Raw genomic sequence first — 26,273 nt, forward strand, 5'->3', positions numbered from 1 at the left:
TTGGTCAGGGGCAAGGGGTTAGGCGGGGGGTTGCAGGATCGGGTTGCCGACGGGATCCAGGAGCCACCACACACTGTCGAGGTCCTGGCCGAGAACGTCGCCGGGCCTCTCGTCGTCCGCGTAGCGGTACACCGGACGACCGTTGACGGTGATCTGGAATGCGCCGTCTGCGGCGGGAATGGTCGCGATTGCCGCATCGATGCCGTCCACCTGCGGAGATTGCGACTCGGTTGTCACCGGCTCCCACGCGTTCAGGCAACTGCCCTCGCACCTGCTCGGGCCACCGACCTCGTCCTGGTCGTACACGTAGACGGACATCTTGCTGTCGTCCACGACGATGTCACCGAAACGAGTGGCGCCCAGCCCGAGCACGGGTTCGCCCGCAGGCGCCGGCATGGACGTGGTGGTGGTCTCCGAGGGCCCGTCACTGCTCGGGTCGTCCTCGTCCCCCGAGTCGTATGCGCAGCTGGAAAGCGCCAATATCGTGGCTGCCGCCGCGGCCAACGCCCAAGTTCTGGTCATGACATTCCTGTCCGATCGGTCGAGCGCAGCGGCCCGGACGACCGACTGCTCCAGTTTCGTCTGCATGTCGGTCCTCGTGGCTAGGCTTTGCTCATGGCCTGGTACACGCCGACCGCCACTGCCCCCGATCTCGCCGACACCCTGGTGTGCGGTTGGACAGCGAAGTCCGAGGGCGAACATCTGTTGGTGCCCGACGGATGTATGGACGTGCTGTGGATCCGCGGCGTCGGTATTCGGGTGTGCGGTCCCGAAACCACCGCGTGGTCGTTCACGTTGCCACCCGGTACGGAGTCCGTCGGAGTCCGCTTCCGTCCCGGCGCCGCCACTCACCTCCTACGAACCTCCGCTGCCGACGTTCGCAACATCCGAGTCGGTCTCGCGGATGTCCTCGGCGCTCGCTGCGATCGCGCACTGACCGACCGCATCGAGAATGCCCACAATCCGGCCGAACGAATCATTGCGTTCGAAAATGCCGTTCGCGGCTGGCGGGCACAGTACGAGCCTGCCGATCGTCTCGTCGACGACGTTCGGGGAGCTCTCGCTCGGCATTCCTGGGGCGTGGCCGCGCTGGCGGACGCCACTTCGATCACCGAACGAAAGCTGCAGAGGCGCTGCAACGAGGCCTTCGGGTACAGCCCGGCCACCCTTCGCGGCATCCTCCGCCTACAGAGATTCATGACGTTGGCGCGCAGTACGCCGGGTGTGGGACTCGCGGACCTGGCCTATCGGTCGGGCTACAGCGACCAGGCCCACTTGTCGCGAGAATGTCGTCGAATCGCCACACTCACCCCCAGCGCGCTTCTGGTCAGCCAAGCCCCGTACTGGCACGGCGATGCGACAGTCGTGGATGTCGGAAATGTTCAAGCGCGCGGCCTGCGGTTCGCGGAAGAATCGGCAGCATGACGACACAGCAGGCCGACCACTACCGAGACCTCGCCGCGAAGTTCACCGCGCGGATCGAGGCCGTACCCGCAGACAAATGGGAGAACCCCTCACCCTGTGAGGGATGGACCGCACGTCAGGTGGTGGGACACGTGATCGACGCCCAACACGAAGTCGTCACCGTCGTTGGTCTCGAGCTCGATCGGGGAACCTCGGTGGATTCGGACCCACTCGCAGCCTGGACCGCCACCCGCGACTCGATGCAGAAGATCCTGGACGACCCCGATCTCGGCGACCGTGAATACGACGGCCACTTCGGACGCACCACCCTCGCCGCTACGGTCGACGGCTTCCACGGCTTCGACCTCGTGGTGCACGGTTGGGATCTGGCCCGTGCCACCGGAACCGACGAGAGCATTCCCGCAGCCGACGTCGAGTGGGTGGATTCCGTCGCGACCTCTCTCGGCGAAAGTATCCGGATGGCGGGCGTGTGCGGACCTGCTGTGCCGGTCTCCGAGGATGCCGACGCTCAGACACGGCTACTCGCTCACCTGGGCCGTGACGTCTGATCCGTAATAGCCTCTGGGTATGCCACAGCCCAGGCTCATGGTTCTGCTCGCGACCGGTCTCGTCGTGTTCGTGGCCTCCGGCGCGCAGGCGGGGCCACGATCCGGGGGCGGCGCCCTAGGCATCCCGGCGGTGGGTTTGTCGGCATCCACACCGTTCGAGTCGGCAACCATGTTCTCCGGTTCGAGCCCCGATCCGACGCCAAGTACCCACGACGGCCCTGACGAACGGGATGCAGAGGAGTCGACCACCACCGACTTCGGCTCGTACCCATACGTGCGATACGACGTTCGATTCCCGGTAGGAACAACAGATTCGACCGTGACGTGGCAGGGCAGCTCGGTCAATCTGAACGACCTCGCACTGCACGTGTGGGACGAGACGACCCAGTCGTGGGGCGCGCCCGTCGACGTGGCGCAACCGCCGAATCCGAACGGCCCGATCACCCTGTCCACCACACTGAACGGACTGGAAGCGTCGGTGCTCGTCGTCGACGGCCCGCGCCGTGACGACGGATTCAGACGAGCGAATGCGGCGCCGAACCAGCACTTCGCTGATCCCGCGACGTACGACTTCGCATTGCAACACCTCACCGACACCCAGTACGTCTCGCGGGACAATCCCGGCGTCTTCGATGCGATGACGGAGTGGACCGCGGACAATGCCGCAGACCGAAAGATCGCGTACGCCATGCACACCGGCGACGTCATTCAGAGCTGGATCAGGTCGAGCCGACCCGAAGAACAGGCCCGCGCCGAATTCGAGGCGGCCGACAAGGCAATGGCCGTCCTCGAACGCGCCGGCATCCCCCACGGGGTGCTGCCCGGAAATCACGACAACATCTGGAACGCGGCCGGCCGTCTCGTACCGGGCGCCCACGAGGAGAACCACGCGCTGTACAACGAGTTCTTCGGTCCGCAGCGCTATCGAGACCGTCCTTGGTGGGGCGATTCCGTCACCGACACAGACAATTCCGCGCACTACGACCTGATCGATGCGGCGGGCGCGAAGTTCCTGATGCTGCACATCGGCTACAACCCTCCCGAACGCGTCATGCAGTGGGCCGAGGACGTACTCGCGGCACATCCGGATCGCAACGTCGTGATCGGCAGTCATTACTACCTGGACGAGTCCGGTGCACTACGCATGTCCGGCTTCGGGGACGTGGGCGGAAGTTCCGGGCAGCAGATCTGGAACCGTCTCGTCGAGCCGTTCGAGTCGGTGTTTCTCGTGCTCTCCGGCCACGTGGACGGCCAGACGACAGTCACGGACAGGCAGGTCGGGGACACCGACCGCAAGGTCGTCGAACTACTTGCCGACTATCAGAACTTCACCGTGGACGGCCTGCGCGAGACCGGATTCCAGCGCCTCCTTCAGTTCGACATCGACGGCGGTTCGCTTGCAGTGACGACACATTCGCCCGCCCTCGACAGTTTCCGCGTCGAAGATTTCGATCCCCAGCGCCGTTACGGTCCCGAGGACGGCGACTTTGTCGTGGACGTCGAACTGCGCGCAGATGTACCTCGGGCCGTGATCCCGGAGAGGTGAGCGGCCACGATCCGGGCTACCGCACGCTCGGTGTCGATGCCCTCCGCAACTACTCCGAGAGCCCCGGTCCCCGTGAGCGTGGCGAGGCCGTGCACGTTGGCCCATAGTTCGACCGCCACCGCCTCCGGGTCGTCGACGCCCTCGAGCATCCCCACGAGACCGGCGAACAACGGGCGGGTGTGCGCACGTAGGCCGACGCCCGAACCTTCGAGCAGGTCATGGCGGAACATGAGCTCGAACAGTGGGCGACGACGAACCCCGAACCCGATGTACATCACGGCAGTTCGTTGGAGCTGCAGGTCGACTGGCAGCGTGCGGTCCACCTGCCCGATGTCGCGCGCCAGTTCCGCGAATCCGCGAGCGGCAACTTCGGACAGCAACGATTCGAGGGTCGGAAAGTAGCGCCGAGGCGCTCCGTGTGAGACACCTGCACGCCTCGTGACGGCACGGAGTCCGACCGCCTCGATACCGCCCTCCATCAACAGTTCCATGGCGCAGACCAGTAGCTGTTCGCGAAGTTCACTCTTCCCAGGCATGGTAGACAGTGTCTACCATCAGAGTACGGACGTCCAACGACGATCGATCGGGAGAACGCGCATGTGGTACTGGATCTTCAAATACGTCCTGATCGGGCCGATACTGCGCATGGTCGGCCGTCCGAGCATCACTGGAGCCGAGAGGATTCCGCGGACGGGACCGGTCATTCTCGCCAGCAATCACCTGACGGTGGTCGACTCTTTCTTCCTGATTCTCATGGTGCGCCGACGAGTCACCTTCGTCGCCAAGAGCGAATATTTCACGGAGCCCGGCATCGTCGGCGGTATGAAGAAGTGGTTCTTCACCGCAGCGGGACAGGTCCCGATCGACCGGAGCGGCGGCGATGCATCGGAGGGCGCGCTCGCCACTGCACGCGGAATCCTCACAGAAGGAAAGGTGTGGGGCATCTACCCCGAAGGCACCCGCTCACCGGATGGGCGTCTACACAAGGGCAAGACCGGCATCGCCCGGGTCGCACTGTCCACGGACGCCGTCGTCGTACCCGTGTCGATGCACGGAACTCGCAAGATCAATCCCATCGGCAGCAGAATGTGGCGATTCGGCAAGGTGTCGATCCGGGTGGGCGAACCGATCGATTTCAGCCGGTTCACTCCCCTCGCCGAAAACCGGAATGTGGTGCGCGCAGCAACCGACCAACTGATGCAAAATTTGCTGACTCTTAGCGGACAGGAGTACGTCGACACCTACGCGACGAGACGCGCGCCATAGCCACCGCCCCGCGACCGTGTCACATTCCGTACGCATGTACTGTGCCTCGAATGCGAGAGCGCCGATACTCCTCCACGAGCCCCGACCGACTGGCGGCGGCACTGTTCGATGTGGCGGCCGAGGCTGGACTCGAAAACGCCAGTGTCCGCGAGGTCGCAAAACGGGCCGGGGTCTCGATCGGCGCTGTACAACATCACTTTTCGACCAAAGACGACATGTTCGCTTTCGCGCTACGCAAGTTCGTGGACGAGCTCCTGTCGAGACTGGCGGCAGTGCAGGATGAAGAGGAACCCTCCCGCGCACTGTTCGCCGCACTCTCCCAGTTACTCCCGCTGGATGCCGAACGCTCCCGCGAGGCACACGTCATCACCGCCTTCGCGGTGCGCGCAGCCACGTCCCCCACGCTCGCGGAAATTCGCCGCAAGACGCTCTTCACCATCCGCACCGGAATCTCCGCAGTGCTCATCGGCATCGGCACTCCCGAAGCAGAGACGCGGGCAGCGTTGCTTCTCGCAACGGTGGACGGCCTCGCACTCGATGCCGTCGGCAGCCCGGCCCTCTATCCGCCCGAGTACCTGCAGCATGTTCTCGAGACTCAGATTCGGCTTACTCTGACCGGTACGGATGCACACCGCTCCGAGATCGAGCTCGCCAGCTGACAGAAAGGTGACGCTGTGACAGGTGCAGGCAGATTCGCACCCAGCCCGTCCGGCGACCTTCATCTGGGAAATCTACGAACTGCACTGCTGGCGTGGCTGTTCGCTCGTTCGACCGATAGGCGTTTTCTCGTCCGGGTCGAAGACCTCGATCGGGTACGAGAAGGCTCGAGGCAACGACAACTCGATGATCTCGTCGCCCTCGGCCTCGACTGGGACGGCGACGTGCTCGACCAGTCGGCGAGGCTCGCGCACTACGACAACGCGATCAACCGTTTGCGAAACTCCGGACGTACGTACGAATGCTTCTGTACGCGCAGGGAAATACTCAGCGCTCCTTCCGCGCCGCACACGCCCGACGGCGCCTACCCCGGCACCTGCCGCAATCTCACCGAAGCGCAGCGCCGGGAGAAGTCGCAATCGAGACCCGCCGCATTGCGACTTCGATCGGACAAGTCCGAGCACACGGTGACCGACGTTCTGCACGGCGAGTACACGGGTGCGGTGGACGATTTCGTGCTGCGCCGAGGAGACGGCACCCCCGCCTACAACCTTGCGGTGGTCGTCGACGACGGCGCGCAGGGCATCGACCAGGTGGTCCGGGGTGACGATCTACTGAGCTCGGCTCCCCGTCAGGCGTATCTGGCGGGACTGCTCGACATACCGGTCCCCGCCTACGCCCATGTTCCCCTTGCACTCAACGCCGACGGCAAACGGCTTGCGAAGCGCGACGGAGCGGTGACACTCGAGGATCAGCGGGCGCTCGGACGGACACCGAGCCAGATCCTCGGCGTGCTGGCCGAGTCGTTGAGGATGTGCGAAGCCGACGAACCTGTGGACGTCGGAACACTGCTCGAAAGATTCGACCCGCGAACGCTGCCGACGCAGCCGTGGATCTTCAGCTGAGGCGTTCGGTCACACCGAATACGAAGACGAGGACGCGGCGATCGCGATGATGAACACCACGTACGCGACGAGCAGTGCGAGTGCGATACCTCCCACGATGATGCTGGCAAGAGCCATTCCGCGGCCCTGCTCGCCCGACTGCTTGATCTGATTCAGCGCGACGAATCCGAGAATCGGACCGACGAGAAACCCGATACCGCAAGCGAAGAAGCCGCCGGCCAACGTGGTGATCAGCGCGGCGATCGACAGCCCGTTGGTTCCCGGAGTCTGCTGGTAGCCGTAGGGATTCGGCTGACCGTAGGGGGTCGGGCCGTAAGGGTTCGGCTGACCGTACGGAGGAACCTGCCCGTACTGGTTCGGTGGGCCGTAGGGCTGCGGCGGCATCTGTGGCTGAGGCATCTGCGGCGCGGCCGGTGGGTAGCCGTAGGCGGGCTGCTGATTCGGAACACTCTCGGTAGGCGCCGAATAGGTTGCCTGACCGTTTTCCGAAACCCCGTATCCGTCACGGGGAAGCGGCGGGATCTCACCGTAGGTGGGGGCATCTTGCCCCTCGTAACGATTGTTGTCTTCGAATCCCCCGGTATCAGCCACGACGACCAGCGTAAAGCATCCTTCGAGCGCAATGCGACCTGGCCCGAAGCCGCGTAAAGGTGAGCAATCGAGGCGCCTTCGCCGTAGGTTGGATACACCAAAGTCGACAATCGAGCACGATGAGGGGAACTTATGACCACCGGTGGATTCGACCCGAACAACCCGGCGGGCGGACAGCCCGGCGATCCCTACGGCCAGCCGCCGCAGGGCAACAACCCACCCCCGCAGAACCCGGGCGGATACCCTCCCCCTCCCGGCAACTACCCGCCGCCGCCGCCGAACTTCGACGATCAGTCCGCGTACGGCGCGTCGAACAGGCTGGCAGGCGGCGGTGAGCCCGGTGGGCTCGGTATCCGCTTCGGTGCCCGCCTCATCGACGGTCTCATCGTTGGAATCGTGGCCTTCCTGCTCGCGCTGATATTCGGTGCCTCGGACAACTTCCTGGTCACCGGACTGTTCTCCGGCCTCCTGACGTTCATCTACTTCGTCGCCCTCGAGGTGACGCAGGGTTGGACGCTCGGAAAGAAGCTCCTCGGCCTCAGCGTCCACGGACCGGCCGGAGGCGCAAAGCCCACGTTGCAGCAGTCCGCGATTCGTAACGCCTTCACCCTGCTCTCGATCATTCCGATCATCGGCGGATTCCTGGCGATCATCGCTTACATCATCATCGCGGTGACGATCAACGGAAGCGCCACCAAGCAGGGCAAGCACGACGAACTGGCCGGCGGAACCCAGGTCGTCAAGGGCTGATCCAGCCTTTCGTATCTTGCGCGAATGCCCCGCACGTCACCCGACGGGCGGGGCATTCGTCAGTTCTTCACCAATTCGACGACCTTGCGTATTGTTCCAAATGTCAGCCCAATTCGACATTTCCGAGAGGGAAACATGACAACCGGTGGATCGGACCCGAACGACTCCGCGGGCGGACAGCCCGGCGATCCCTACGGCCCACCGCCGCAGGGCAACCCTCCTCCCGGTGGATACCCACCTCCGCCCCCTCAGGGCCCCGGTGGATACCCACCTCCGCCCGGCAATTACCCGCCGCCCGGCAGTTATCCACCACCACCACCGCAGCAAGGCGGCTATCCGCCCCCGCCAGGCGGATATCCCCCGCCGCCCGGCAGTTATCCCCCACCTCCGGGCAGCTACCCGCCGCCGCCCCCGTACCAACAGCAGCAAGCCGGCGGCCCCGGGTCGGGTCAGCTTTCGGTGGGCGATGCAATCTCCTACGGCTGGAAGAAGTTCAGCGAGAACGCGCTCACCTGGATCGGGATCGTCATCATCGGCTTCCTGATCAGTGCACTCATCCAGTTCATCTTCGGTAGCGGGTTCAGTGTCGACACCGACGGAGCAGCCGCCTTCTCGGTCCTGGGCATCATCGGCGGCTTCATCAGCACGATCGTGGGCTACCTCATTCAGGCGGCCTTCATTCGTGGTGCCCTCCACGAGGTGGACGGAAACAAGCCGGCGATCGGCTCGTTCTTCCAGTTCAGCAACGTGGCGGCGGTCATCATCGCCAGCCTGATCGTGGGTATCGCGTCGACGATCGGCCTCGTTCTGCTCGTCATTCCGGGACTGATCGTGGTGTTCCTGACCTGGTTCACCCTGCCGTTCGTGGTCGACCAGAACTTCCAGCCGATTCCGGCGATCAAGGCCAGCTTCGACGTGATCTCCAAGAATGTGGGCCCGCTGCTTCTGCTGGCTCTCGCTCTGGTCGGTATCAACATTCTCGGTGCGATCCCGTGTGGTCTCGGCCTGCTCGTCACGGTTCCGATGACGATCATCGCCTCGACGTACGCCTACCGGGTTCTGACTCAGCGCTACGTCTCGGCAGCCTGACTCCTCCGGCCGACACGGTGCCTCCTCTCACGATGTGAGAGGAGGCACCGTTCGTTTTGTCACTTTCCTCCCAACGCTGCGTACTCTGCACGGGTCGATTTCAGCTACGACATTTCTGTTCGCCGACACATCAATCAGGGGGATTTACATGAGCACCGGTGGATTCGATCCGAGCCAGACCCAGCAATTCGCTGCACCAGATTTCAACCAGCCCCAGGGGTCCGATTTCGGACCGATGCCGGGAGCACCGATGCCCGGCGCTCCGAGGCCCGGTGACCTCGCTGCCCGACTCGGCGCCCGCGTCCTCGACGGGCTCATCGTGGGAATTCCCACAGCAATCGTCTCGTTCGCACTCTCGTACACCCTCGGAGTGATCGGCAGCCTGCTCGGCGCTGTCCTCACCGCCGCGGCCACCATCGGGTACTTCGTCTTCCTCGAGACCACTCAGGGGCAGACCCTGGGCAAGAAGATCGTGAAGCTGCGTGTGGTCGGGCCGGACGGCGGACTGCCCACCCAGAAGCAGTCGCTGATCCGAAATGCCTTCTACGGCATCACCGTGCTGGGAACGATCCCGATCCTCGGCCTGGTCTTCAACCTGATCGGCGTGGTTCTCATCATCCTCATCGCCGTCTCGATCAGCCAGAACCCGCTGCGCCAGGGCAAGCACGACGAGCTCGCCGGAGGCACCCGGGTCATCCAGCTCTGACAGCCGAGCATCGCCGGGCGCGAGTCACACTCCATCGGGGTGGGCTCGCGCCCGGTCTGCTTCGAGTGCTTTGATAGCGCCTGTGACAGCATCGGATCAGCAAGAACAGTCGTCGCCCAACGCCACTTTCGCTCACGTGAGTCGTGGCTACTACTCGACTTTCGTGGCGCTCTTCACCGCCACCCTGTTGATCTCCAATATCTGCGCGACCAAGGGCGTCGCCTTCTTCGGCGATTCCGAACTGTCCATCGGTTCGTTGCAGATTCTGCCGATCATCACCGACGGCGGATTCTTCCTCTTTCCGCTCGCCTACATCATCGGCGACGTCCTCAGCGAGGTCTACGGCTTCAAGTCGACCAGGCGCGCGATCTACCTCGGATTCGGCTCGCTGATTCTGGCGGCGCTGTGCTTCTGGATTCTCCTCGCGCTTCCGTCCGCCGAGTTCTACGAGAACCAGCCTGCCCTCGAGTCCGTTGTCGGTGTGTATCCACAGCTGCTCCTCGCCGGTCTCGCCGGCTATCTCGTAGGCCAGCTCCTCAACTCGGTCACCCTGGTCCTCATCAAGGAGCGCACCAAGGAGAAGCACCTGTGGGCCCGGCTCATCGGTTCGACCGTGGTGGGCGAGTTCGCGGACACCCTGATCTTCTGCTCCATCGCGGCCACGGCGATCGGCATCAGCACGTGGACGGACTTCGTCAACTACGTGATCGTCGGCTTCGTATGGAAGACCCTCGTCGAGGTGCTGGTCATGCCCATCACCTACCGCGTGATCGCGTTCGTGAAGAAGCGTGAACCGACCTACGTGCTTCAGGAGTAGAAGCGCCCCAACATCTCTGCTTTGAACTCGTGGAACGTGCCGTTCTCGATGCTGACGCGAATATCGTCCACCAGCTTCACGGTGAACCGCTCGTTGTGGATGGTGCACAGCGTCGAGGCGAGCATCTCCTTCGCCTTGAACAGATGATGGATGTAGGCGCGCGTGTAGTTCGCGCACGTGTAGCAATCGCAGTCCTCGTCGATCGGCGTGAAGTCCCGCCGGAATCGACTGGTGTTGATGTTGAACCGGCCGTCTCGGACGTAGATCGCCGCGTTGCGCGCAACTCGTGACGGATTGACGCAGTCGAACGTGTCCGCGCCGTTCTCGATGGCCGTGAAGAAGTCGTCCGGCTCACTGATCCCGAGCAGGTGACGCGGCTTGTGCTCGGGCAACTCCTCGTTGCACCAGCGCACGATGGTGCCCAGGTTCTGCTTCTCGAGCGCGCCGCCGATGCCGTAGCCGTCGAACCCGCGCCCGGTTTCGCCCACGATCGATTCCAGACCGCGGCACGCCTGCCGGCGCAGGTCCTCGTACTGTGCGCCCTGCACGACCCCGAACAATGCCTGATACGGGCGGTGCGACCGCTGTGCGGTGAGCTTCTCGTGCTCGGCGATGCACCGCACCGCCCAGGCCTGAGTGCGCTCCACCGACTCTTCCTGATAGCCGCGGGTGTTCATCAACGTCGTCAGCTCGTCGAAGGCGAACATGATGTCCGCACCCAGACGATGCTGAATCTGCATCGACACCTCCGGAGTGAACCGGTGCATCGAACCGTCGAGATGCGACTTGAACGTCACGCCGTCGGCGTCGACGTGCGCGAGCCGTTCCTTGCCGTGCGCGATCACGTCGTCGGACTGCACGCCGATGTGTTCCATGGCGATGACCTTCTTGAAGCCGACACCCAGGGACATGACCTGGAAGCCGCCACTGTCGGTGAAGGTCGGTCCGTCCCAGTTCATGAACTTGCCGAGGCCGCCCGCCTCGTCCACGATGTCCGACCCCGGCTGCAGATACAGGTGATAGGCGTTGGCCAGCAACGACTGGACGCCCAGGTCCTTCATGCTCTCGGGAAGCACCGCTTTGACGGTCGCCTTCGTGCCCACCGCAACGAACGACGGGGTGGCGATGTCACCGTGCGGCGTGTGAATGGTGCCGGTGCGACCCAGCCGGTCTTCCAGTCTCGTCCCGACCGTGAAGAACGGGTCGGGCGGAACAGGCACGGTCGTAGCGGCAGGGGCGGGTACAGCGTCATTCACACAAGTCATCCAATCACAGACAGATCAGACGTCCGCCCCGACGAACTGACTGTTGTACAGGCGGAAATAGGCGCCGCGCGTCTCCAGCAGTTCTTCGTGGCTGCCCTGCTCCACGATGCGACCGTCCTCCATGACGACGATCAGGTCGGCATCGCGGATCGTGGAGAGGCGATGCGCGATCACAAAGCTGGTGCGATCGCTCCGCAACACCGCCGTCGCGTGCTGCACGAGCAGTTCGGTGCGGGTGTCCACGGAACTGGTGGCCTCGTCGAGGATCAGGATGGACGGCTGCGAGATGAAGGCACGCGCGATGGTGACGAGCTGCTTCTCGCCGGCGCTGATGTTGCTGCCTTCCTCGTCGATGACCGTGTCGTATCCGTCCGGCAGGGAGTGCACGAACCGGTCGACGTAGCTCGCCCGGGCCGCCTGCATGACGTCCTCCTCGGTGGCGTCGGGCCGACCGTAGGCGATGTTGTCCCGAATAGTGCCGCCGAACAGCCAGGCATCCTGAAGCACCATGCCGATGCGCGAGCGAAGATCGTCACGGGTCATCTGTGCGACGTCCACGCCGTCGAGAAGAATGCGTCCGGAATTCAGTTCGTAGAACCGCAGAATCAGGTTGACCAAGGTCGTCTTGCCGGCGCCCGTCGGGCCCACGATCGCCACCATCTGGCCCGGCTGCGCGACGAGCGACAGGTTCTCGATCAACGGCGTCTCGGGCGAATAGCCGAACGTGACGTCCTCGAACTCGACGCGACCCTTCGGATCCTTCGGTGACGGGGCGTCTTCCCGATCCGGCTCTTCCTCGTCCTCGTCCAAGATCTCGAATACGCGCTCGGCCGATGCCACACCCGACTGAAGCAGATTGACCATCGCTCCGATCTGCGTGAGCGGCTGGGTGAACTGGCGCGAGTACTGAATGAACGCCTGCACGTCACCGAGACTCATGGTGCCGGACGCGACCCGCATTCCGCCGAGCACCGCGATCGCCACGAAGTTCAGGTTTCCCAGGAACATGATGGCGGGCATCACCAGCCCGGAGATGAACTGAGCGCGATAGCTGGCCTGGTAGAGGCCCTCGTTCTGCTCCTCGAAGCGACCCTGCACCTCACGGCTGCGACCGAAGACGGTGACCAACTCGTGGCCGGTGTACGCCTCTTCGACGTGTGCGTTGAGGGTGCCGGTCGACTTCCACTGAGACACGAAGTGCGTCTTCGACCGCTTCGCGATCATCGCCGTGACGAGGATCGACAGCGGCACGGTCAGTACCGCGATCAATGCAAGCAACGGCGAGATCACGATCATCATCACCAGAATGCCGATCACGGTCATCATCGAGACGATCAGCTGGCTGATGGTCTGCTGCATCGCCGTCGACACGTTGTCGATGTCGTTGGTGACGCGGCTCAGAATGTCACCACGTGCATGAGAGTCGAAGTAGCGCAGCGGGAGCCGATGAAGCTTGCGCTCCACGTCGGCACGCAGTTGCTTGACCACGGACTGCACCACGATGTTGAGCACGTAACCGGCGAGCCACATGAACAGCGCAGACCCGATGTAGAGGATCAGCACCGTGACGAGGACCTTGCCCACTGCGTCGAAGTCGATCCCCACACCGGGGACGACGCCCATCCCGGACACCATGTCCGCGAACGTGTCCTGTCCCTGTTGGCGAAGACCGTCGACTGCCTGGTCCTTGGTGAGACCGGCGGGCAGCTGCTTTCCGATGATGCCGTCGAAGATCACGTTGGTTGCCTGACCGAGCATCCTCGGTGCGACCGCCGTGAACACGACGGAGATCGCGGCAAGCACCAGCACGGTGATGACGGCGATGCGGTGTGGCCGCATTCGGCCGATGAGCCGCTTCATCGACGGCCACAGCGCGTTCGCCTTGGCGCCGGGCGCCCCGGGTGTGGGGATCGGCGGTCCCGATTCTTTGCGTTCCGTCATCACGCTTCCTGCACGGATCGTTGGGATTCGACGATTTCCACGTAGCACGGGCACGTCTCGAGCAACTCGTCGTGCGTACCGATCCCGACGATGCAACCGTCCTCGAGGACGACGATCTGATCGGCGTCCTCGATGGTCGAGACGCGTTGGGCCACGATGATCATGCAGGCGTCGACCGTTTCGGGCTTCAGTGCGGCGCGCAGCCTGGCGTCCGTGGCCAGGTCGAGCGCCGAGAACGAATCGTCGAACAGGTACACGGACGGGCGGCGCACCAGCGCGCGGGCAATGGCGAGTCGCTGCCGCTGCCCACCCGAGACGGTGGTGCCGCCCTGCGCGACGGGTGTGTCGAGGCCCTCGGGCATGGCGCGCACGAAGTCCGCGGCCTGCGCGATCTCGAGCGCGTGCCACAGTTCTTCCTCGGTGGCGTCGGGCTTGCCGTAACGCAGGTTGGTCGCGACCGTCCCGGAAAAGAGGTAGGGCCGCTGCGGCACCAGGCCGATGCCCGAGCGCAGCAGATCCATGTCCAGCTCACGGACGTCGGTGCCGGACACGGCCACCGACCCCGCCGTGGCGTCGATGAGACGAGGAATCAGTGACAGCAGAGTGGTCTTTCCGGATCCCGTGCCACCGATGATCGCCGTCGTCTTACCCGGCTCGGCCGTGAACTCGATGTCGCGCAACACAGGGGCGTCGGCACCGGGGAACTTGAACTCGGCACCGCGCATTTCGACGAGGCCCGGGTTCTCCATCACGGTGACCGGGTTCTTCGGCGGCACCACGGTCGACGCGGTCGCGAGGACTTCACCGATCCGCTCCGCGCACACTGTGGCGCGGGGCGCCATCATCGCGATGAACGAGGCCATCATCACCGACATCAGGATCTGCATGATGTAGCTGAGCATCGCCGTGAGCGATCCGACTTCCATTCCACCGGACTCGATCTCGTGCCCACCGACCCAGATGACCGCAACGCTGGTGATGTTGGCGATCACCATGACCAGCGGGAACATCATGGCGGTCAACCGGCCGACCCGCAGAGCCGTGTCGGTGAGCCGCTCGTTGGCCACCTCGAAGCGTTGTTCTTCGGAGCGCTCTCGCACGAAGGCCCGCACCACGCGCATACCGGTGATCTGCTCACGGAGCACACCGTTGACGCCGTCGATCCTGGCCTGCATCTCCCGGAACGCCGGCACCATTCGCGAGATCACCCACGACATCGTGATTGCGAGGATCGGGACGGTGATCGCGAGAATCCAGGACATACCTGCGTCTTCGCGCACCGACATAACGACGCCGCCCACGCACATGATGGGCGCCATGACGAGGATGGTGCAGCTCATCACCACGACCATCTGCACCTGCTGCACGTCGTTGGTGTTGCGGGTGATCAGCGAGGGCGCACCGAAGCGCCCGACCTCACGCGAGGAGAACGTCCCCACCTGGCGCATGACGGCACTGCGCACGTCTCGCCCGAAACCCATGGCGGCCTTGGCGCCGAAGTAGACGGAACCGATGGAGCACACGGCCTGCACGACAGTGACCGCGAGCATCACGGAACCACTGAAGAGGATGTACTGCGTGTCGCCCTTGGTGACGCCGTTGTCGATCAGATCGGCGTTGAGGCTCGGCAGATAGAGAGCTGCGGCGGTGGCCACCAACTGAAAGGCGACGACGCCCGCAAGCTCACGCTTGTAGGGACGGAGAAAGGTGCTGAGAAGTTGGATCAGCATGATTTCAAGAGATTACCAATCGTAAGGAACTGAATCCTTCGAATAAAGGCACTGTGAGTGGTCGACGAGTCCAGGGACTCGTCAACCACTCACAGGCGGCGTAGCCGCTTTACGAAGCCGGAACTGCTGACTTCGCTTCCGGCTCTGCCGGGAGTGACTTCTTCAAGTTCTCGCCCTCGATGTCGACATTGGGGAGAATCTTGTCGAGCCACTTCGGCAACCACCACGCCTTGTCGCCGAGCAGTGCCATCACCGACGGGATGATCACCATGCGGACCACGAAGGCGTCGAAGAAGACGGCCGCGGCCAACGCGAAGCCCATCGACTTGATGAGCGAGTTCGGCTCGGCCATGAAGGCTGCGAACACGGACATCATGATGATCGCCGCGGCGCTCACCACTCGGGCGCCGTGGTTGAACCCGACCGTGACGGCTTCCTTCGCCGTCGCACCATGCACGTATTCCTCACGCATACGGGTCACCAGGAACACCTGATAGTCCATTGCGAGGCCGAACACCACACCGATCAGGAAGATCGGCATGAAGCTCACCAGCGGCTGCGGGTTGGAGATCAGCCCGCCGACGCCCTCCTGGAAGATCGCGACCGTGGCGCCGAAGGTGGCAGCGACGCTGAGCAGGAAGCCGAGTGTCGCGGTGAGGGGCACCAGGATCGACCGGAAGACCAGCAACAGCAGGAGGAAGGCCAAGCCGACGACCACGGCCAGGTACGGAAGCAGCGCACCCTGCAACGTGTCGGAGATATCGCCTTCCATGGCGGTCTGACCGGTCACGCCGTAATTGACGCCGATCGATTCGTTCAGATCCGACTCGGCCCCACGGATGTTGTCGACGAGATCCATCGTCGCCGGATCACTCGGAGCACTGCTCGGGGTGACCATGATCTGGGCGGTGTCGCCCGCCTTGTTGGTTCCGACGATCTGCGCGTTGGACACATCGTCCTGTGCGCTGATGGTCTTCACCACCTCACCGAAGGCTTCACCCGCAGGAACGGATGCGTCCTTGGCGTCGGCAACCACCAGCAGCGGACCGTTGCGACCGGGACCGAAGCCGTCGGACACCAGGTCGTAGGCCTGCCGCGCGCTGGTCTCCGGATCGCCGGTTCCCTCGTTCGGAAGGGCGAGGCTCAGGCCGGTAGCCGGGATGGCCAACGCGCCGAGGAGAACCACACCCGCAATCAGCGGGACGGCGGGACGACGCACCACGAACGAGATGTAGCGAAGCGCGGCACTCGGCTTGCCCTCGTCGTGCTCGGGGCCCTTGCCGGACAGGAACGGAATCTTCCCGGCGAAGGCCTTGCGGCCGAACAACCCGAGCATGCCGGGCAGCAGCGTGAGCGCGATGAGAACCGCGATGAACACGGTGAACGCGGCGGCAGCACCCATGTCCGACAGGAACGGAATGCCCACGACCCGCAGCGCCATCAACGCGATGATGACGGTGAGACCGGCGAACACCACTGCGGAGCCTGCCGTTCCGACAGCGCGACCGGCGGCTTCGGATCTGTCGTCGGTGAGACTCAACTCGTGTTTGAACCGGGACACGATGAAGAGCGAGTAGTCGATCGCGACGGCAAGACCGATCATGATCGCCAGCGTCGGGGTCATCGAGTTCAGGTCCATGAAGCCGGAGGCCACGGTGATACCGAGGCTGCCGATGGCGATACCGATGATCGCGGTGATCAGCGGCAGGCCGGCCGCCACGAGTGAACCGAAGGTGAGTGCGAGAACCACAGCGGCCACACCGATGCCCATGAGCTCCGACGTGCCGCCGGGAGGCTCCGCCTCGTTCACGGCGGTGCCACTGATTTCGACGGTGAGTCCGGCGTTCTTGCCGGCATCTGCCGCCGCGGCGATCTGATCACGCAGATCCTGCGTCACGTCACCCATGCCACCGGTGAAGGGGACCTCGACGTATCCGACCGTCTTGTCTTCGTTCAGAGGCGAGAGTGCTTTTGCGTTGTCGAGAGCGACGTCCTCGGGCATGCCTTGCGAGGAGGCTGCGGCCTTGGACATCTCGGCGAGCTTGGCGTCGGCAACGACCGGGTTGACCAGCGCCTGCTCCGACTGGCTCGGGTCGGCTTTCGCCTCGTCCTTCACCTGGTCGATTCCGCGAACCTTGGTCAGGACCGCGTCCATGGCGGCCTGGCTCTGGTCGCTTTCGAGGGTCTGCCCCTCGGGCGCCTCGAAGACGTAGCGCGCGGCGACGGCGTTCATCGGGTCCTGGCCGGCCGCTTCCGGGAAGCGCTCGGCCATCAGGTCCTGGGCGTTCTGCGCCGGGGTACCCGGGATGGAGAACGAGTCCTTGGTGGGTCCGGACAGCGTGGCGGCCCCGACGCCCATCAGGACCAGGATCACCAGCCAGACGGAGAGAACGGCACCTTTTCGCCGGTAGGCGAATCTGCCGATCCGATAGAGATAGGTGGCCACGAGAGGCTCCTCAATTGTCGGATAATTGACGGTTGTTGGTGGGCGCGAACTAGCGGGGTGGTTGAGGTAGGCCCGCACGAATCTGCCGAAATGACTCGCGCACAAGTTCATCCGGGCCGGATGCATTGGACTTTCCGCTGAGCCACAACTCGAGCGAGGACTTGCAGGCCGCGCCGACCATCGTGTGGACCAGGCTCGGATACAGGTCCGTCTCGAGATCTGTTCCGGTTCGTTCGGCGATCACCGAGCCGAGCAGACGAGTGATGCGCACATGCATCTCCATCGTCTTCGCGGCCAGCGCCGGACTGGATTCGACGAGTCCGATCAATTCGAACGTCTCTTCCAGGGTCCGATCGGGGTCCAGGACGATGTGCGTCATCAGGTGCTCGAGCGAGTCGAGGATGGGTTCCTCGGCCGGCCTGGCGCGCAACATCTCGACCCACTCCTGGACGAATTCTTCGAAGTGGGCGAGCACAGCTTCTTCTTTGCTGCCGAAGTAGTTGTGAAACGTGCGCGTCGATACCCCCGCTTCAGCGGCGATCGCGTCGGCGGTGACGTGATCGATGCCGAAGCGGTGCGCCAGTTGGGCAGCAGCCGCGCTGAGGGCCGCACGGGTGGCGGCCTTCTTACGGTCACGGAGGCTGAGGCAATTGGTCACTTCATCAACGGTACCGATCTTGCAGAGGTCTGCAAGTTTGCAGAGGTATGCAATATTGATGTTCTTCGCCACAGTTCCGAACCCACTGTGGTAGCGGTCACCGCTCGGCTAGCGCCTACTCCAGGCGCCGGTGTCCGCCGTGAGCTCGTCGACGAACCCGGGGAGCGTGCCCGCAGCGACATCGTGGATGCTCACGTTCTCCAATACGGCACGCAGATTGACGCGCACGCCGATCCACACGTCCTTCAGCGCAGCGGCGTGGCCTCGGTATTCGACGTCTTCCGGCCGCTCTCCACGCACCGATGCAAGCGGGCCTTCCACCGTCCTGATGACGTCCGCGATGGAGATGTCCGATGCGCCGCGCGCCAGGCGATACCCGCCGTCCGGCCCTCGACGGCTCGCGACCAGCTCACCTCGACGCAGATCTGCGAGGACGGCTTCGAGGAATTTGTATGGAATGTCCTGCGCCGTCGACAGGAACTCCGCCTTGCAGAGCGCCGGATCGGCGACCGCGAGCTCGACCAGCGTCCGAACTGCGTAGTCGACCCTTGCGGTGATGTGCACGCGCAATTCCTACCACTGGGATAGAAAAAGCAGCAACCGGCTCAGGTGATGCCGAACTCCCGGATCCGCCGGTAGATCGTCGCGCGTGAGATACCGAGCGCCGCCGCAGCTGCCGTCTTGTCACCCGAGTTGTCGTGCAGGCTCTGCACGATCGCGTCGCGCTGCAGTGCCTCGATCTGGCTGAGCTTTCTTCGTGTGGCGGCGCGACATTCCGCAGGCAATTTGTCGACCCCCACGGTCCCGGAGCGCTGCTTCTGCACCACCTTGGTGAGGATGCGTCGCAATTGGGCGACATTGCCGGGCCACGAGTACCGGGCCAGCTGCGCGGCCGCGTCCACCGACAGTGTCGGGCCGGAGCCGACCGAGATCTGCCCCAGGATGTGGGGAACGAGCTGGTCGAGGTCACCGACCCGGTGACGCAGTGGCGTCACCGGAACCACTCGATCGAACGCCTCCCGCAAGGGCGATGGCTCCCCCGCCGCCGGAACGGATCCCATCGTGGCCCCCACCCAACCGTCCTGACGACGCTTCTCGAGGAATCGGAGCAACTCGACAGCCCGCGAAGGGTCGAGCGCATCGAGGTCGCGAAGCACGAGCCCGAAATCGTCCGTATCGAGGGCAGACGCGACGTCTTCGACGAATCCGTTGTGGTCGTCGTAGTCGAGCACGCCGAACACGACAGGTGGGCGGCCCGAAAGATTCTCCGCGGCAGCGATTCGCAGAAGGTGACTACGGCCGACCCCTGTTTCACCCTCGACCAGAACCCACCGCTTCGCCCGCACGCGGCGCACGACCTCCGCACAACTGCGCTGCCACGAGGTACTCGCCCCCACCACGCCGGGGAGTTTCGGGCGAGCCGCCGACAGATCGTGGACCGGTTTCGACTCGGACGCGGCAACCGTGAACACGACCGTTCCGCGACCGGTCGACGGTGCGTCGACAGGGGTCAACCGAACACTGCGCCCACTGGGAAGACTCACGGTGAGGGGTTGCACGATCGACGACACCAACAAGTCGACGGCATGCCCGACCAGGACGGTCTGATCGTCGTTGTCCAACGTCTTGCGGACGTATTTGTTGAGAAGGACCACGTCGCCACCGATGGCGAGCACGCCTTTCGTGGTGCGTCGGCACGTGCGCTGATACGCCTCGAACAGGGTGCGTTCCCGGACGCTCGATTCGTCGAGCACCCGATTCTCGATGTGCCGCACCGTCGACCTGGCCAACGAAGCCAGCAGGGTCTGCGCACCACCGATCGGACATGTCAGGTCGAAGGCGCCGAGTAGTGCCCCCGAGATCGGATGGAGGATCGGCACCCCGACGCACGACAGTGCACTCAGCGGCTCCGCATAGTGCTCGCATCCCTCGACCGAGACCGTCGTGCGCGCTTCGAGCGCGGTGCCGAGCGCGTTGGTTCCGGCGTGCTCTTCGGCGCAGCTGTGCCCGCGGTCCACCCCATACGTGTCGAATGCGAGCAACAGCCCGCGATCGGTGGAGGATCTGGCCAGGACCAGTCCGTCCGCTGCGGCGAGAACCAGGGCGACAGATTCGCCCGACAGATCTTCGGCCAGCTCGCTCGTGACGGGCGCCGCGGCTCGGCCGAGAACCGTGTCGAGGTTGGGATCCCGCACGAACGGCAACTGCAGACTCCGGCTGTCGACGTTCCAGGACCTCGAGCGCTTCCACGAGTCGAGAACGGGCGCGCGAACGACGCCCGGGCCCACCTGCCTGCCTCCTAGAAACTCTTCGCGCGCCCAGCGGATGGCATCTGCTGACAAATCTGCTGGCACGCGTCACCTTTCTGTGGCCCAACGGCGGAGTGGAGCTTGTGCTCGCTCACAAGTGTCTCAAACTGAGACGTGCCTCACATAATCGGCATGCTTGATTGGTGACATGAACGGTTTCGACAAATCGGCAGAAATGCCCAAAGTGACGACCATCTCCCGCACGAGACGGTCGACCATCGTCACTGATGACGGCGTTCCCCTGGCTGTCGAAACCAGCGGCCCACGCAGGGCGCCCGTCGTTGTCGTCTTCGTCCACGGCTACACGATGCGGATGGAGTGCTGGGACACGCAGAAGAAGTATCTCCAGCGTGTGTGGGGTTCGAAGATTCAGCTGGTGTCCTACGACCAGCGCGGACACGGCCGTTCCGGCGAGGGCCACCGCGACACCTTCCGGGTGTCTCAACTCGGCGACGACCTCGAAGCAGTGATCCGCACGCTGCCCCCGCAGTCGAAGGTCGTTCTCGTCGGGCACTCGATGGGCGCCATGACCATCCTGGCGTGGGCACGTCGGCATCCGGGTCGGATCGGCACCACCGTCGTGGCCACCGCACTGCTCTCCACTGCCGCTGCGAAGCTGAAGCGGTCCGGGGTCGCGCAGTTGCTTCGCGGACCGCTGGTGCCCGGCGTGCAGGCGGCGGCCAGGCGCGTCGGCCCCTTCGCGGAGGTTGTCCGAGGCGCCGTCAATCCCGTCGTCGACACCGCCGTCAAGTACTACGCATTCGGCAGCAACTTCTCCGACGCCGACGTCTCCAAGCGCACCGCAACAACCATCCGCTCCACCAAGACGCGCACCATGCTCGGATTCCTGAGCGCACTCGCCGACCACGACGAGACGGCCGCACTCCCCCTGCTCGCGACGATCCCCACCGTCGTTCTGTGTGGAACACAGGACAAGATCACTCCGCTCCATCACTCGCTCGAGATTGCGGACCAGCTCACGAATGCAGAGTTGGTGCCCGTTCCCGGCTGCGGTCACATGGTGATCGACGAGAACCCGACTGCGGTGGGCGCAGCACTCGACCGGCTCCTGTCCCAAGCACACGGGTCGGGCGTCCACGACCGGATACACGCGGTGCCGAACTGACTGCACTCGTGATCTCGAGGCATCGCTGGGCGACATGCTCTGCGCTGGGCGTCACGGTTGCTGCTTTGGTTTCGTGCGGATCGTCATCGGTCGGTGAACGCGATGCTCTCGATGAGGGCGCGATCAACGAGATTCTGCAGGATGTGGGCTTCAGTGTGCCGAGTGGCTTCGAGTTCGGCCAGGCGTATCAGTACTCGGAGTTCGTGGGAGAACCTGCGCGGACGGCGCGGTTCGACGGACCTCCCGAACTCGGGGACGGGCGCGCGGTCGCCGTCGCCAATCCGACCTACCCAACGATGCAGCCGGCAGGGTGTGATGCGACGACCACGAGCAGCCTGAGTTCGGTCGGGTACGTCTGCACGTCCGAAACACTGACGACCCAATATCCACCGGGAGGTGCAATGGACACCGTCACCGCACATCTCACCCACGACCAGCACGGCTCGCACCTGTTCGTCCACAGCTCCGGGCATTGACGACTGGCCCCTCGCATACAAAAGTCCCCCACCTGCATTGCAGGTGGGGGACTTTTTGGCGGTGGCGGAGGGATTTGAACCCTCGGTACGGGGTTACCGTACACAGCATTTCGAGTGCTGCACCTTCGGCCGCTCGGACACGCCACCGCCGGAGACATTACCGGAGGGCGCGTCTCAGCCGAAATCGGCTGGTGAGGCGGCTTAAGTCAGCTTGTCCTTGAGGTTCGAGGCGGCGTCCTTGGCCTTCTCGCCGGCGTCCTTCGCGGCAGAGGTGAACTGGTCGGCCTTGCCTTCGTTCTCCAGGTCGTTGTCACCGGAGACGTTGCCGGCAGCTTCCTTGGCCTTGCCCGTGAGGTCTTCCTTGGCGTTCTGTGCCTTGTCTGCGATTCCCATGAGTACTCCTCCGTGAATCCGAACGAACCACCGAATTGGTGGCCCGGTAGTGCCGCCTGGGCACCTGCCATCCACTCAAACACGATTGCTGGGTGATGGCCACCGCTGGGTGGAATGTCTCACAAGGTGGAATCGACAGGCCCGGCAGGCTGTTGGGTCACGCGCGGTGGTCCCGGAAGAAATCGGCGAGCAGGCCCGCGCAGTCATCCTCGAGCACTCCCCCACGCACCTGCGGACGATGTGTGAGGCGACGATCGCGCACCACGTCCCACAGTGATCCCACCGCGCCGGTCTTGGGTTCCCACGCCCCGAACACCACCCGCTCGATCCGAGCAAGCACCAGCGCGCCGGCGCACATCGTGCACGGTTCGAGTGTCACGGCGAGGGTCGCGCCCTCGAGTCGCCAACCGTCTCCATGAACCTGCGCAGCAGCACGTAGAGCCAGCATTTCGGCGTGGCCGGTGGGATCGCCCGACGCCTCACGTGCGTTCGCGGCGCGCGCCAGTTCGGTGCCGTGAGCGTCGAACACCACCGCGCCGACCGGCACGTCGACGGAATCCGCCTCGCGGGCAGCATCGATCGCCGCCCTGATCATCTGCTCGTCGTCGGGCAGGCTCATCTAACGCGGGAGCTTGTCCAGCACCATGGACAGCTCCGACGTGAATCCGAGCCGCTCGGCGATCATGCCGAGCTGCTCGTCCGGGTACAGATCCGTCTCGGCGGTGATGACGGCCATCATCGGTTCGGGCAGGCCGAGGTCGGACAGCACGCCGAGGTCGCCCTCCGCCCACGGCTCGATGTCGTCGAGCTCGTCCGGGTCGATGTCCGGGACGTCGATGTTGAGGGCTTCGAGTACGTCGGCAGCGATGTCGTAGTCGATCGCCATCGACGCGTCCGAGAGGAGCAGACGCGTACCGGACGGCGACGGCCGAAGGATGACGAAGAATTCGTCGTCCACGTCGAGCAGACCGAAGAAGGCGCCGGGACTTCGTAGTCCCTTCAGCTCTTGTTCGGCAGCGCTCAGGCTGGTCAGCGAGTCCTGACCGAGCGCTTTCACCTTCCACGCACCGTCCTCGTGTACGACGGCGACACCGAAGCCCTCCAGGTCCTCGACCGGACTCGTGGAGGAGCTGTTCTCTCCCGCGCGCTGTGCACCCATGCGAGCAACGGTAGCCCGCAATGCGCCACTGAATGAAGTCTGTGACCAAATGTGCCAACCTGTTCGGGTGTCCGACACCAGTAGCACCACCCCCGTCTGCGTTCTCGGCCTCGGGTTGATCGGTGGTTCGCTGCTGCGTGCGGCCGCATCGACAGGACGCTCCACCTGGGGATACAACCGGTCGAGCGTCTCGGTCGACGAAGCACGGGCGGACGGGTTCGATGCGGACACCGACCTGGTGGCCACTCTGAAGCGAGCAGCGGACGAGAACGCGCTGATCGTGATCGCCGTGCCCGTTCCCGCGGTCGACGGCATTCTCGGCGCGATAGCCGAACATGCACCGCACTGCCCGATCACCGACGTCGTCAGCGTGAAAGCGGAGATCGCGGCAGCAGTCGACAGACGTGGCCTCGCGAAGAACTACGTCGGTGGACACCCGATGGCGGGCACCTCCGAGTCGGGTTGGGCGGCCGGCGACGCGAACCTGTTCCGCGGCGCCGTGTGGGTCGTGACCACCGACGACGGCACAGACCCCGCGGTGTGGACACAGGTAGCTCGATTGGCGCTGGACTGCGGCGCCGACGTCGTGCCCGCCGAATCGGGCGAGCACGATCGCGCCGCCGCCCGCATCTCGCACCTGCCTCACATCTTGGCGGAAACCCTCGCCATCACCGGAGATGCCGGCGGTCCCCTCGCACTGGGACTGGCAGCCGGCTCGTTCCGCGACGGAACACGAGTGGCAGCAACCGCTCCCGGATTGGTTCGCGCCATGTGCGAAGGCAACCGAGATGCGCTGGTCACCGCCCTGGACGAAGTACTGGAACTCTTGACGAAGGCGCGGACCGAGCTCGTCGATCGCTCCTCCACCGAGGAACTCGTCGAATCCGGACACGCGGCCCGCCTCCGGTACGAGCAGCGCGACGACTGGGAGATTTCCGGAATCACCCCCGGCGACGACGGTTGGTTGGACGCGATGCGCGATGCGGGTCGCCGCGGCGGCCGGGTCCGTCGCCTGTGAACAGCGGCGGCAGGGTCCGTCGCCTGTGAACAGCGGCGGCCGGGTCCGTCGCCTGTAGCGACTGGCACCCAGACCTGGGACGATGGAGTGGTGACCGATCCACATCGCGTCCTCGTCCTCGGCTCGGGTTTCGCTGGGTTGTGGGCCGCGCTCGGTGCGGCCCGGCGACTCGACGAGTTGGGCGCGGAGGCGGCCGTCGATGTCGCGGTGATCAGCCGGCAGCCGTTCCATCACATTCGGGTCCGGAACTACGAATCGGATCTCAGTTCCTGCCGCCTCCCGCTCAGCGACCTGCTCGACCCGGTCGACGTCGGGCACATCGCCGCCGACGTGACGGCGATCGACACCGCGGCACGCACCGTCACCGTCGTGAACAACGGGAACCAGGACACCCACGGTTACGACCGACTGGTTCTGGCATTGGGTAGCCAGGTGGCGAAACCCGACCTTCCGGGGTTGCGCGAGTTCTCCTTCGACGTGGACACCTACGACGGCGCGGTGAAGCTACAGCGCCACCTCGCCTCGTTGCCGGACGGGCGGGTGGACGCGGGCACGGCAACCGTCGTGGTGGTCGGCGCCGGACTCACCGGAATCGAAACGGCATCCGAACTACCGGGCGTGCTGGCAAAGGTGTTCGCAGGAACGGGCGCGCCACCGCGAGTGATACTGATCGACCACAACCCGAACGTGGGCTCCGACATGGGAGCGTCGGCGCGCCCGGTGATCGAAGAAGCCCTGTCCGACAACGGCGTCGAGGCGATGACCGGCGTCGGCGTGCAGTCCGTGGACGAGCACGGGGTGACCCTCTCGTCCGGTGAGGTGCTGGCGGCGAGGACCGTCGTCTGGTGCGCCGGAATGCGCGCCAATCCGCTGACCGCACAGCTGGGAGTAGAGCGCGACAGGCTCGGCCGACTACCGGTGGACGACTTTCTGCGAGTGATCGATTCACCCGACGTGTTCGCGGCCGGCGATGTCGCCCTGGCGCGCATGGACGATTCCCACCTGTCGGTGATGTCGTGCCAGCACGGACGACCCATGGGCCGCTATGTGGGCTACAACGTCGTCGGTGACCTCCTCGGAGAGCCGATGCTTCCTCTTCGGATCCCTTGGTATGTCACGGTTCTCGACCTGGGCCCGGCGGGGGCCGTGTACACCGAGGGGTGGGATCGTCACGTGGTGGCACAGGGCGCGGAGGCCAAGGCCACCAAGACCACCATCAACACCCGACGCATCTATCCGCCACTGAACCGTGACCGCAATGCGCTGCTGGCCGCCGCCGCGCCGTCGCTGCAGGACAGGCCAGATTGACCCTGTGCGCGACGAGGGAGCTTCGGTTCATGCGGTCGTCGCAACATTCCTGATCGAATGAAGGGATGTGGATGGTGGCGAGGACGTATGGGCAGCGGAGGGTGAGCAGTGAAGCGCGGGCTCGGTTCTGGGTGTCGTGGGTCG

27 protein-coding genes and 1 tRNA gene are annotated in these 26,273 nt (G+C 64.5%); 14 read left to right on the forward strand and 14 right to left on the reverse strand.

Annotated features, from left to right (window positions below; translation table 11 throughout):
- Positions 1-18 precede the first annotated feature (18 nt).
- Positions 19-588 carry a COG4315 family predicted lipoprotein gene (locus tag ACZI8R_RS18320; protein ID WP_463381083.1) on the reverse strand — a complete coding sequence of 190 codons (570 nt, stop codon included), beginning with the start codon at positions 586-588 and terminating at the stop codon, positions 19-21.
- A 27-nt stretch (positions 589-615) separates the two neighbouring features.
- Between ACZI8R_RS18320 and ACZI8R_RS18325 the strand changes: the two genes are divergently transcribed.
- Genes ACZI8R_RS18325 through ACZI8R_RS18335 form a run of 3 tightly spaced genes read left to right on the forward strand, consistent with a single transcriptional unit; the run spans position 616 to position 3,519 of the window.
- Complete coding sequence (locus ACZI8R_RS18325; protein WP_463381084.1) at positions 616-1,425, forward strand: helix-turn-helix domain-containing protein; 810 nt, start codon at positions 616-618, stop codon at positions 1,423-1,425.
- Entirely contained in the window at positions 1,422-1,973 is a 552-nt protein-coding gene (locus tag ACZI8R_RS18330; RefSeq protein ID WP_463381085.1) for a TIGR03086 family metal-binding protein, read from the forward strand. Before ACZI8R_RS18325 ends, ACZI8R_RS18330 begins: the two co-directional genes overlap by 4 nt.
- Before the next feature lie 19 nt (positions 1,974-1,992).
- Positions 1,993-3,519: a metallophosphoesterase gene (locus ACZI8R_RS18335; protein WP_463381086.1), complete on the forward strand. Its 1,527-nt coding sequence runs from the start codon at positions 1,993-1,995 to the stop codon at positions 3,517-3,519.
- On the opposite strand, the gene ACZI8R_RS18340 is transcribed toward ACZI8R_RS18335, so the two are convergent.
- Entirely contained in the window at positions 3,438-4,055 is a 618-nt protein-coding gene (locus tag ACZI8R_RS18340) for a TetR/AcrR family transcriptional regulator (protein ID WP_463381087.1), read from the reverse strand. The genes ACZI8R_RS18335 and ACZI8R_RS18340 overlap by 82 nt on opposite strands.
- A gap of 61 nt (positions 4,056-4,116) precedes the next feature.
- On the opposite strand from ACZI8R_RS18340, the gene ACZI8R_RS18345 reads away from it, so the two are divergent.
- The 3 genes from ACZI8R_RS18345 to gluQRS are packed head-to-tail and all read left to right on the forward strand — an operon-like array spanning position 4,117 to position 6,347.
- Positions 4,117-4,785 (forward strand): lysophospholipid acyltransferase family protein, encoded by a 669-nt coding sequence (locus tag ACZI8R_RS18345; RefSeq protein ID WP_463381088.1) that lies wholly within the window; start codon positions 4,117-4,119, stop codon positions 4,783-4,785.
- 50 nt (positions 4,786-4,835) lie between these two features.
- The gene (locus ACZI8R_RS18350; protein WP_463381089.1) at positions 4,836-5,444 is read left to right on the forward strand and encodes a TetR/AcrR family transcriptional regulator; all 609 of its coding nucleotides are present in this window, start codon (positions 4,836-4,838) and stop codon (positions 5,442-5,444) included.
- Between the two features lie 15 nt (positions 5,445-5,459).
- Complete coding sequence (gene gluQRS / locus ACZI8R_RS18355) at positions 5,460-6,347, forward strand: tRNA glutamyl-Q(34) synthetase GluQRS (protein ID WP_463381090.1); 888 nt, start codon at positions 5,460-5,462, stop codon at positions 6,345-6,347.
- Between the two features lie 9 nt (positions 6,348-6,356).
- On the opposite strand, the gene ACZI8R_RS18360 is transcribed toward gluQRS, so the two are convergent.
- Positions 6,357-6,938, reverse strand: a complete 582-nt coding sequence (locus ACZI8R_RS18360) for a DUF4190 domain-containing protein (RefSeq protein ID WP_463381091.1) — start codon at positions 6,936-6,938, stop codon at positions 6,357-6,359.
- Positions 6,939-7,070: 132 nt separating this feature from the next.
- Here ACZI8R_RS18360 and ACZI8R_RS18365 point away from each other — a divergent pair, with 132 nt between their 5' ends.
- The 4 genes from ACZI8R_RS18365 (at position 7,071) to ACZI8R_RS18380 (ending at position 10,300) form a co-directional block, all read left to right on the forward strand.
- Positions 7,071-7,688, forward strand: a complete 618-nt coding sequence (locus tag ACZI8R_RS18365; RefSeq protein WP_463381092.1) for an RDD family protein — start codon at positions 7,071-7,073, stop codon at positions 7,686-7,688.
- Positions 7,689-7,823: 135 nt separating this feature from the next.
- On the forward strand, positions 7,824-8,777 hold the full coding sequence (locus tag ACZI8R_RS18370) for a DUF2189 domain-containing protein (protein WP_463381093.1): 954 nt from the start codon (positions 7,824-7,826) through the stop codon (positions 8,775-8,777).
- Between the two features lie 148 nt (positions 8,778-8,925).
- Positions 8,926-9,483, forward strand: a complete 558-nt coding sequence (locus ACZI8R_RS18375) for an RDD family protein (protein ID WP_463381094.1) — start codon at positions 8,926-8,928, stop codon at positions 9,481-9,483.
- 82 nt (positions 9,484-9,565) lie between these two features.
- Positions 9,566-10,300 carry a queuosine precursor transporter gene (locus ACZI8R_RS18380; RefSeq protein ID WP_463381095.1) on the forward strand — a complete coding sequence of 245 codons (735 nt, stop codon included), beginning with the start codon at positions 9,566-9,568 and terminating at the stop codon, positions 10,298-10,300.
- Here the strand turns inward: ACZI8R_RS18380 and tgt are convergent.
- From tgt to ACZI8R_RS18415, 7 genes are all read right to left on the reverse strand, one after another.
- The gene (tgt, locus tag ACZI8R_RS18385) at positions 10,291-11,565 is read right to left on the reverse strand and encodes a tRNA guanosine(34) transglycosylase Tgt (RefSeq protein ID WP_463381096.1); all 1,275 of its coding nucleotides are present in this window, start codon (positions 11,563-11,565) and stop codon (positions 10,291-10,293) included. The genes ACZI8R_RS18380 and tgt overlap by 10 nt on opposite strands.
- 15 nt (positions 11,566-11,580) lie before the next feature.
- On the reverse strand, positions 11,581-13,506 hold the full coding sequence (locus ACZI8R_RS18390) for an ABC transporter ATP-binding protein (protein ID WP_463381097.1): 1,926 nt from the start codon (positions 13,504-13,506) through the stop codon (positions 11,581-11,583).
- A complete protein-coding gene (locus ACZI8R_RS18395; RefSeq protein ID WP_463381098.1) occupies positions 13,506-15,236 on the reverse strand; it encodes an ABC transporter ATP-binding protein in 1,731 nt (576 codons plus the stop codon). The genes ACZI8R_RS18390 and ACZI8R_RS18395 overlap by 1 nt, the downstream gene beginning before the upstream one ends.
- Before the next feature lie 109 nt (positions 15,237-15,345).
- Positions 15,346-17,682, reverse strand: a complete 2,337-nt coding sequence (locus tag ACZI8R_RS18400) for an MMPL family transporter (protein WP_463381099.1) — start codon at positions 17,680-17,682, stop codon at positions 15,346-15,348.
- Between the two features lie 49 nt (positions 17,683-17,731).
- Complete coding sequence (locus tag ACZI8R_RS18405) at positions 17,732-18,340, reverse strand: TetR/AcrR family transcriptional regulator (RefSeq protein ID WP_463381100.1); 609 nt, start codon at positions 18,338-18,340, stop codon at positions 17,732-17,734.
- A 108-nt stretch (positions 18,341-18,448) separates the two neighbouring features.
- Positions 18,449-18,904, reverse strand: coding sequence for an RrF2 family transcriptional regulator (locus ACZI8R_RS18410; RefSeq protein ID WP_463381101.1), 456 nt, complete (start codon positions 18,902-18,904; stop codon positions 18,449-18,451).
- Positions 18,905-18,945: 41 nt separating this feature from the next.
- Positions 18,946-20,694 (reverse strand): sigma-54-dependent Fis family transcriptional regulator, encoded by a 1,749-nt coding sequence (locus ACZI8R_RS18415; RefSeq protein WP_463381102.1) that lies wholly within the window; start codon positions 20,692-20,694, stop codon positions 18,946-18,948.
- A 103-nt stretch (positions 20,695-20,797) separates the two neighbouring features.
- Here ACZI8R_RS18415 and ACZI8R_RS18420 point away from each other — a divergent pair, with 103 nt between their 5' ends.
- On the forward strand, positions 20,798-21,775 hold the full coding sequence (locus ACZI8R_RS18420) for an alpha/beta fold hydrolase (RefSeq protein ID WP_463381103.1): 978 nt from the start codon (positions 20,798-20,800) through the stop codon (positions 21,773-21,775).
- Between the two features lie 8 nt (positions 21,776-21,783).
- Positions 21,784-22,251, forward strand: coding sequence for a hypothetical protein (locus tag ACZI8R_RS18425; protein ID WP_463381104.1), 468 nt, complete (start codon positions 21,784-21,786; stop codon positions 22,249-22,251).
- Between the two features lie 56 nt (positions 22,252-22,307).
- Here the strand turns inward: ACZI8R_RS18425 and ACZI8R_RS18430 are convergent.
- The 4 genes from ACZI8R_RS18430 to ACZI8R_RS18445 form a co-directional block, all read right to left on the reverse strand.
- Positions 22,308-22,398 (reverse strand) — tRNA-Ser (locus ACZI8R_RS18430).
- 54 nt (positions 22,399-22,452) lie between these two features.
- Positions 22,453-22,644: a CsbD family protein gene (locus tag ACZI8R_RS18435; RefSeq protein ID WP_463381105.1), complete on the reverse strand. Its 192-nt coding sequence runs from the start codon at positions 22,642-22,644 to the stop codon at positions 22,453-22,455.
- A gap of 157 nt (positions 22,645-22,801) precedes the next feature.
- Positions 22,802-23,263, reverse strand: a complete 462-nt coding sequence (locus tag ACZI8R_RS18440) for a nucleoside deaminase (RefSeq protein WP_463381106.1) — start codon at positions 23,261-23,263, stop codon at positions 22,802-22,804.
- The gene (locus ACZI8R_RS18445) at positions 23,264-23,803 is read right to left on the reverse strand and encodes a tRNA adenosine deaminase-associated protein (RefSeq protein ID WP_463381107.1); all 540 of its coding nucleotides are present in this window, start codon (positions 23,801-23,803) and stop codon (positions 23,264-23,266) included. It abuts the gene before it with no gap.
- A 49-nt stretch (positions 23,804-23,852) separates the two neighbouring features.
- Between ACZI8R_RS18445 and ACZI8R_RS18450 the strand changes: the two genes are divergently transcribed.
- Both ACZI8R_RS18450 and ACZI8R_RS18455 read left to right on the forward strand, forming a co-directional pair.
- Positions 23,853-24,821: a prephenate dehydrogenase gene (locus ACZI8R_RS18450; RefSeq protein ID WP_463381108.1), complete on the forward strand. Its 969-nt coding sequence runs from the start codon at positions 23,853-23,855 to the stop codon at positions 24,819-24,821.
- Between the two features lie 90 nt (positions 24,822-24,911).
- Positions 24,912-26,129: an NAD(P)/FAD-dependent oxidoreductase gene (locus ACZI8R_RS18455; RefSeq protein ID WP_463381109.1), complete on the forward strand. Its 1,218-nt coding sequence runs from the start codon at positions 24,912-24,914 to the stop codon at positions 26,127-26,129.
- The last annotated feature ends 144 nt before the right edge of the window (positions 26,130-26,273 follow it).

The organism is Rhodococcus huquni, assembly GCF_055231055.1.

Excerpts from the sequence above, each read along its gene's own strand:
- ACZI8R_RS18330 (WP_463381085.1), top strand. The coding sequence starts at position 1,422 with ATGACGACACAGCAGGCCGACCACTACCGAGACCTCGCCGCGAAGTTC.
- ACZI8R_RS18450 (WP_463381108.1), top strand. The coding sequence starts at position 23,853 with ATGTGCCAACCTGTTCGGGTGTCCGACACCAGTAGCACCACCCCCGTC.
- ACZI8R_RS18340 (WP_463381087.1), bottom strand. The coding sequence starts at position 4,055 with ATGCCTGGGAAGAGTGAACTTCGCGAACAGCTACTGGTCTGCGCCATG.
- ACZI8R_RS18335 (WP_463381086.1), top strand. The coding sequence starts at position 1,993 with ATGCCACAGCCCAGGCTCATGGTTCTGCTCGCGACCGGTCTCGTCGTG.
- ACZI8R_RS18345 (WP_463381088.1), top strand. The coding sequence starts at position 4,117 with ATGTGGTACTGGATCTTCAAATACGTCCTGATCGGGCCGATACTGCGC.
- ACZI8R_RS18440 (WP_463381106.1), bottom strand. The coding sequence starts at position 23,263 with ATGAGCCTGCCCGACGACGAGCAGATGATCAGGGCGGCGATCGATGCT.
- ACZI8R_RS18435 (WP_463381105.1), bottom strand. The coding sequence starts at position 22,644 with ATGGGAATCGCAGACAAGGCACAGAACGCCAAGGAAGACCTCACGGGC.
- ACZI8R_RS18420 (WP_463381103.1), top strand. The coding sequence starts at position 20,798 with ATGAACGGTTTCGACAAATCGGCAGAAATGCCCAAAGTGACGACCATC.
- ACZI8R_RS18325 (WP_463381084.1), top strand. The coding sequence starts at position 616 with ATGGCCTGGTACACGCCGACCGCCACTGCCCCCGATCTCGCCGACACC.
- tgt (WP_463381096.1), bottom strand. The coding sequence starts at position 11,565 with ATGACTTGTGTGAATGACGCTGTACCCGCCCCTGCCGCTACGACCGTG.
- ACZI8R_RS18365 (WP_463381092.1), top strand. The coding sequence starts at position 7,071 with ATGACCACCGGTGGATTCGACCCGAACAACCCGGCGGGCGGACAGCCC.
- ACZI8R_RS18320 (WP_463381083.1), bottom strand. The coding sequence starts at position 588 with ATGCAGACGAAACTGGAGCAGTCGGTCGTCCGGGCCGCTGCGCTCGAC.
- ACZI8R_RS18395 (WP_463381098.1), bottom strand. The coding sequence starts at position 15,236 with ATGCTGATCCAACTTCTCAGCACCTTTCTCCGTCCCTACAAGCGTGAG.
- ACZI8R_RS18390 (WP_463381097.1), bottom strand. The coding sequence starts at position 13,506 with ATGACGGAACGCAAAGAATCGGGACCGCCGATCCCCACACCCGGGGCG.
- ACZI8R_RS18370 (WP_463381093.1), top strand. The coding sequence starts at position 7,824 with ATGACAACCGGTGGATCGGACCCGAACGACTCCGCGGGCGGACAGCCC.
- ACZI8R_RS18375 (WP_463381094.1), top strand. The coding sequence starts at position 8,926 with ATGAGCACCGGTGGATTCGATCCGAGCCAGACCCAGCAATTCGCTGCA.
- ACZI8R_RS18350 (WP_463381089.1), top strand. The coding sequence starts at position 4,836 with ATGCGAGAGCGCCGATACTCCTCCACGAGCCCCGACCGACTGGCGGCG.
- ACZI8R_RS18445 (WP_463381107.1), bottom strand. The coding sequence starts at position 23,803 with ATGGGTGCACAGCGCGCGGGAGAGAACAGCTCCTCCACGAGTCCGGTC.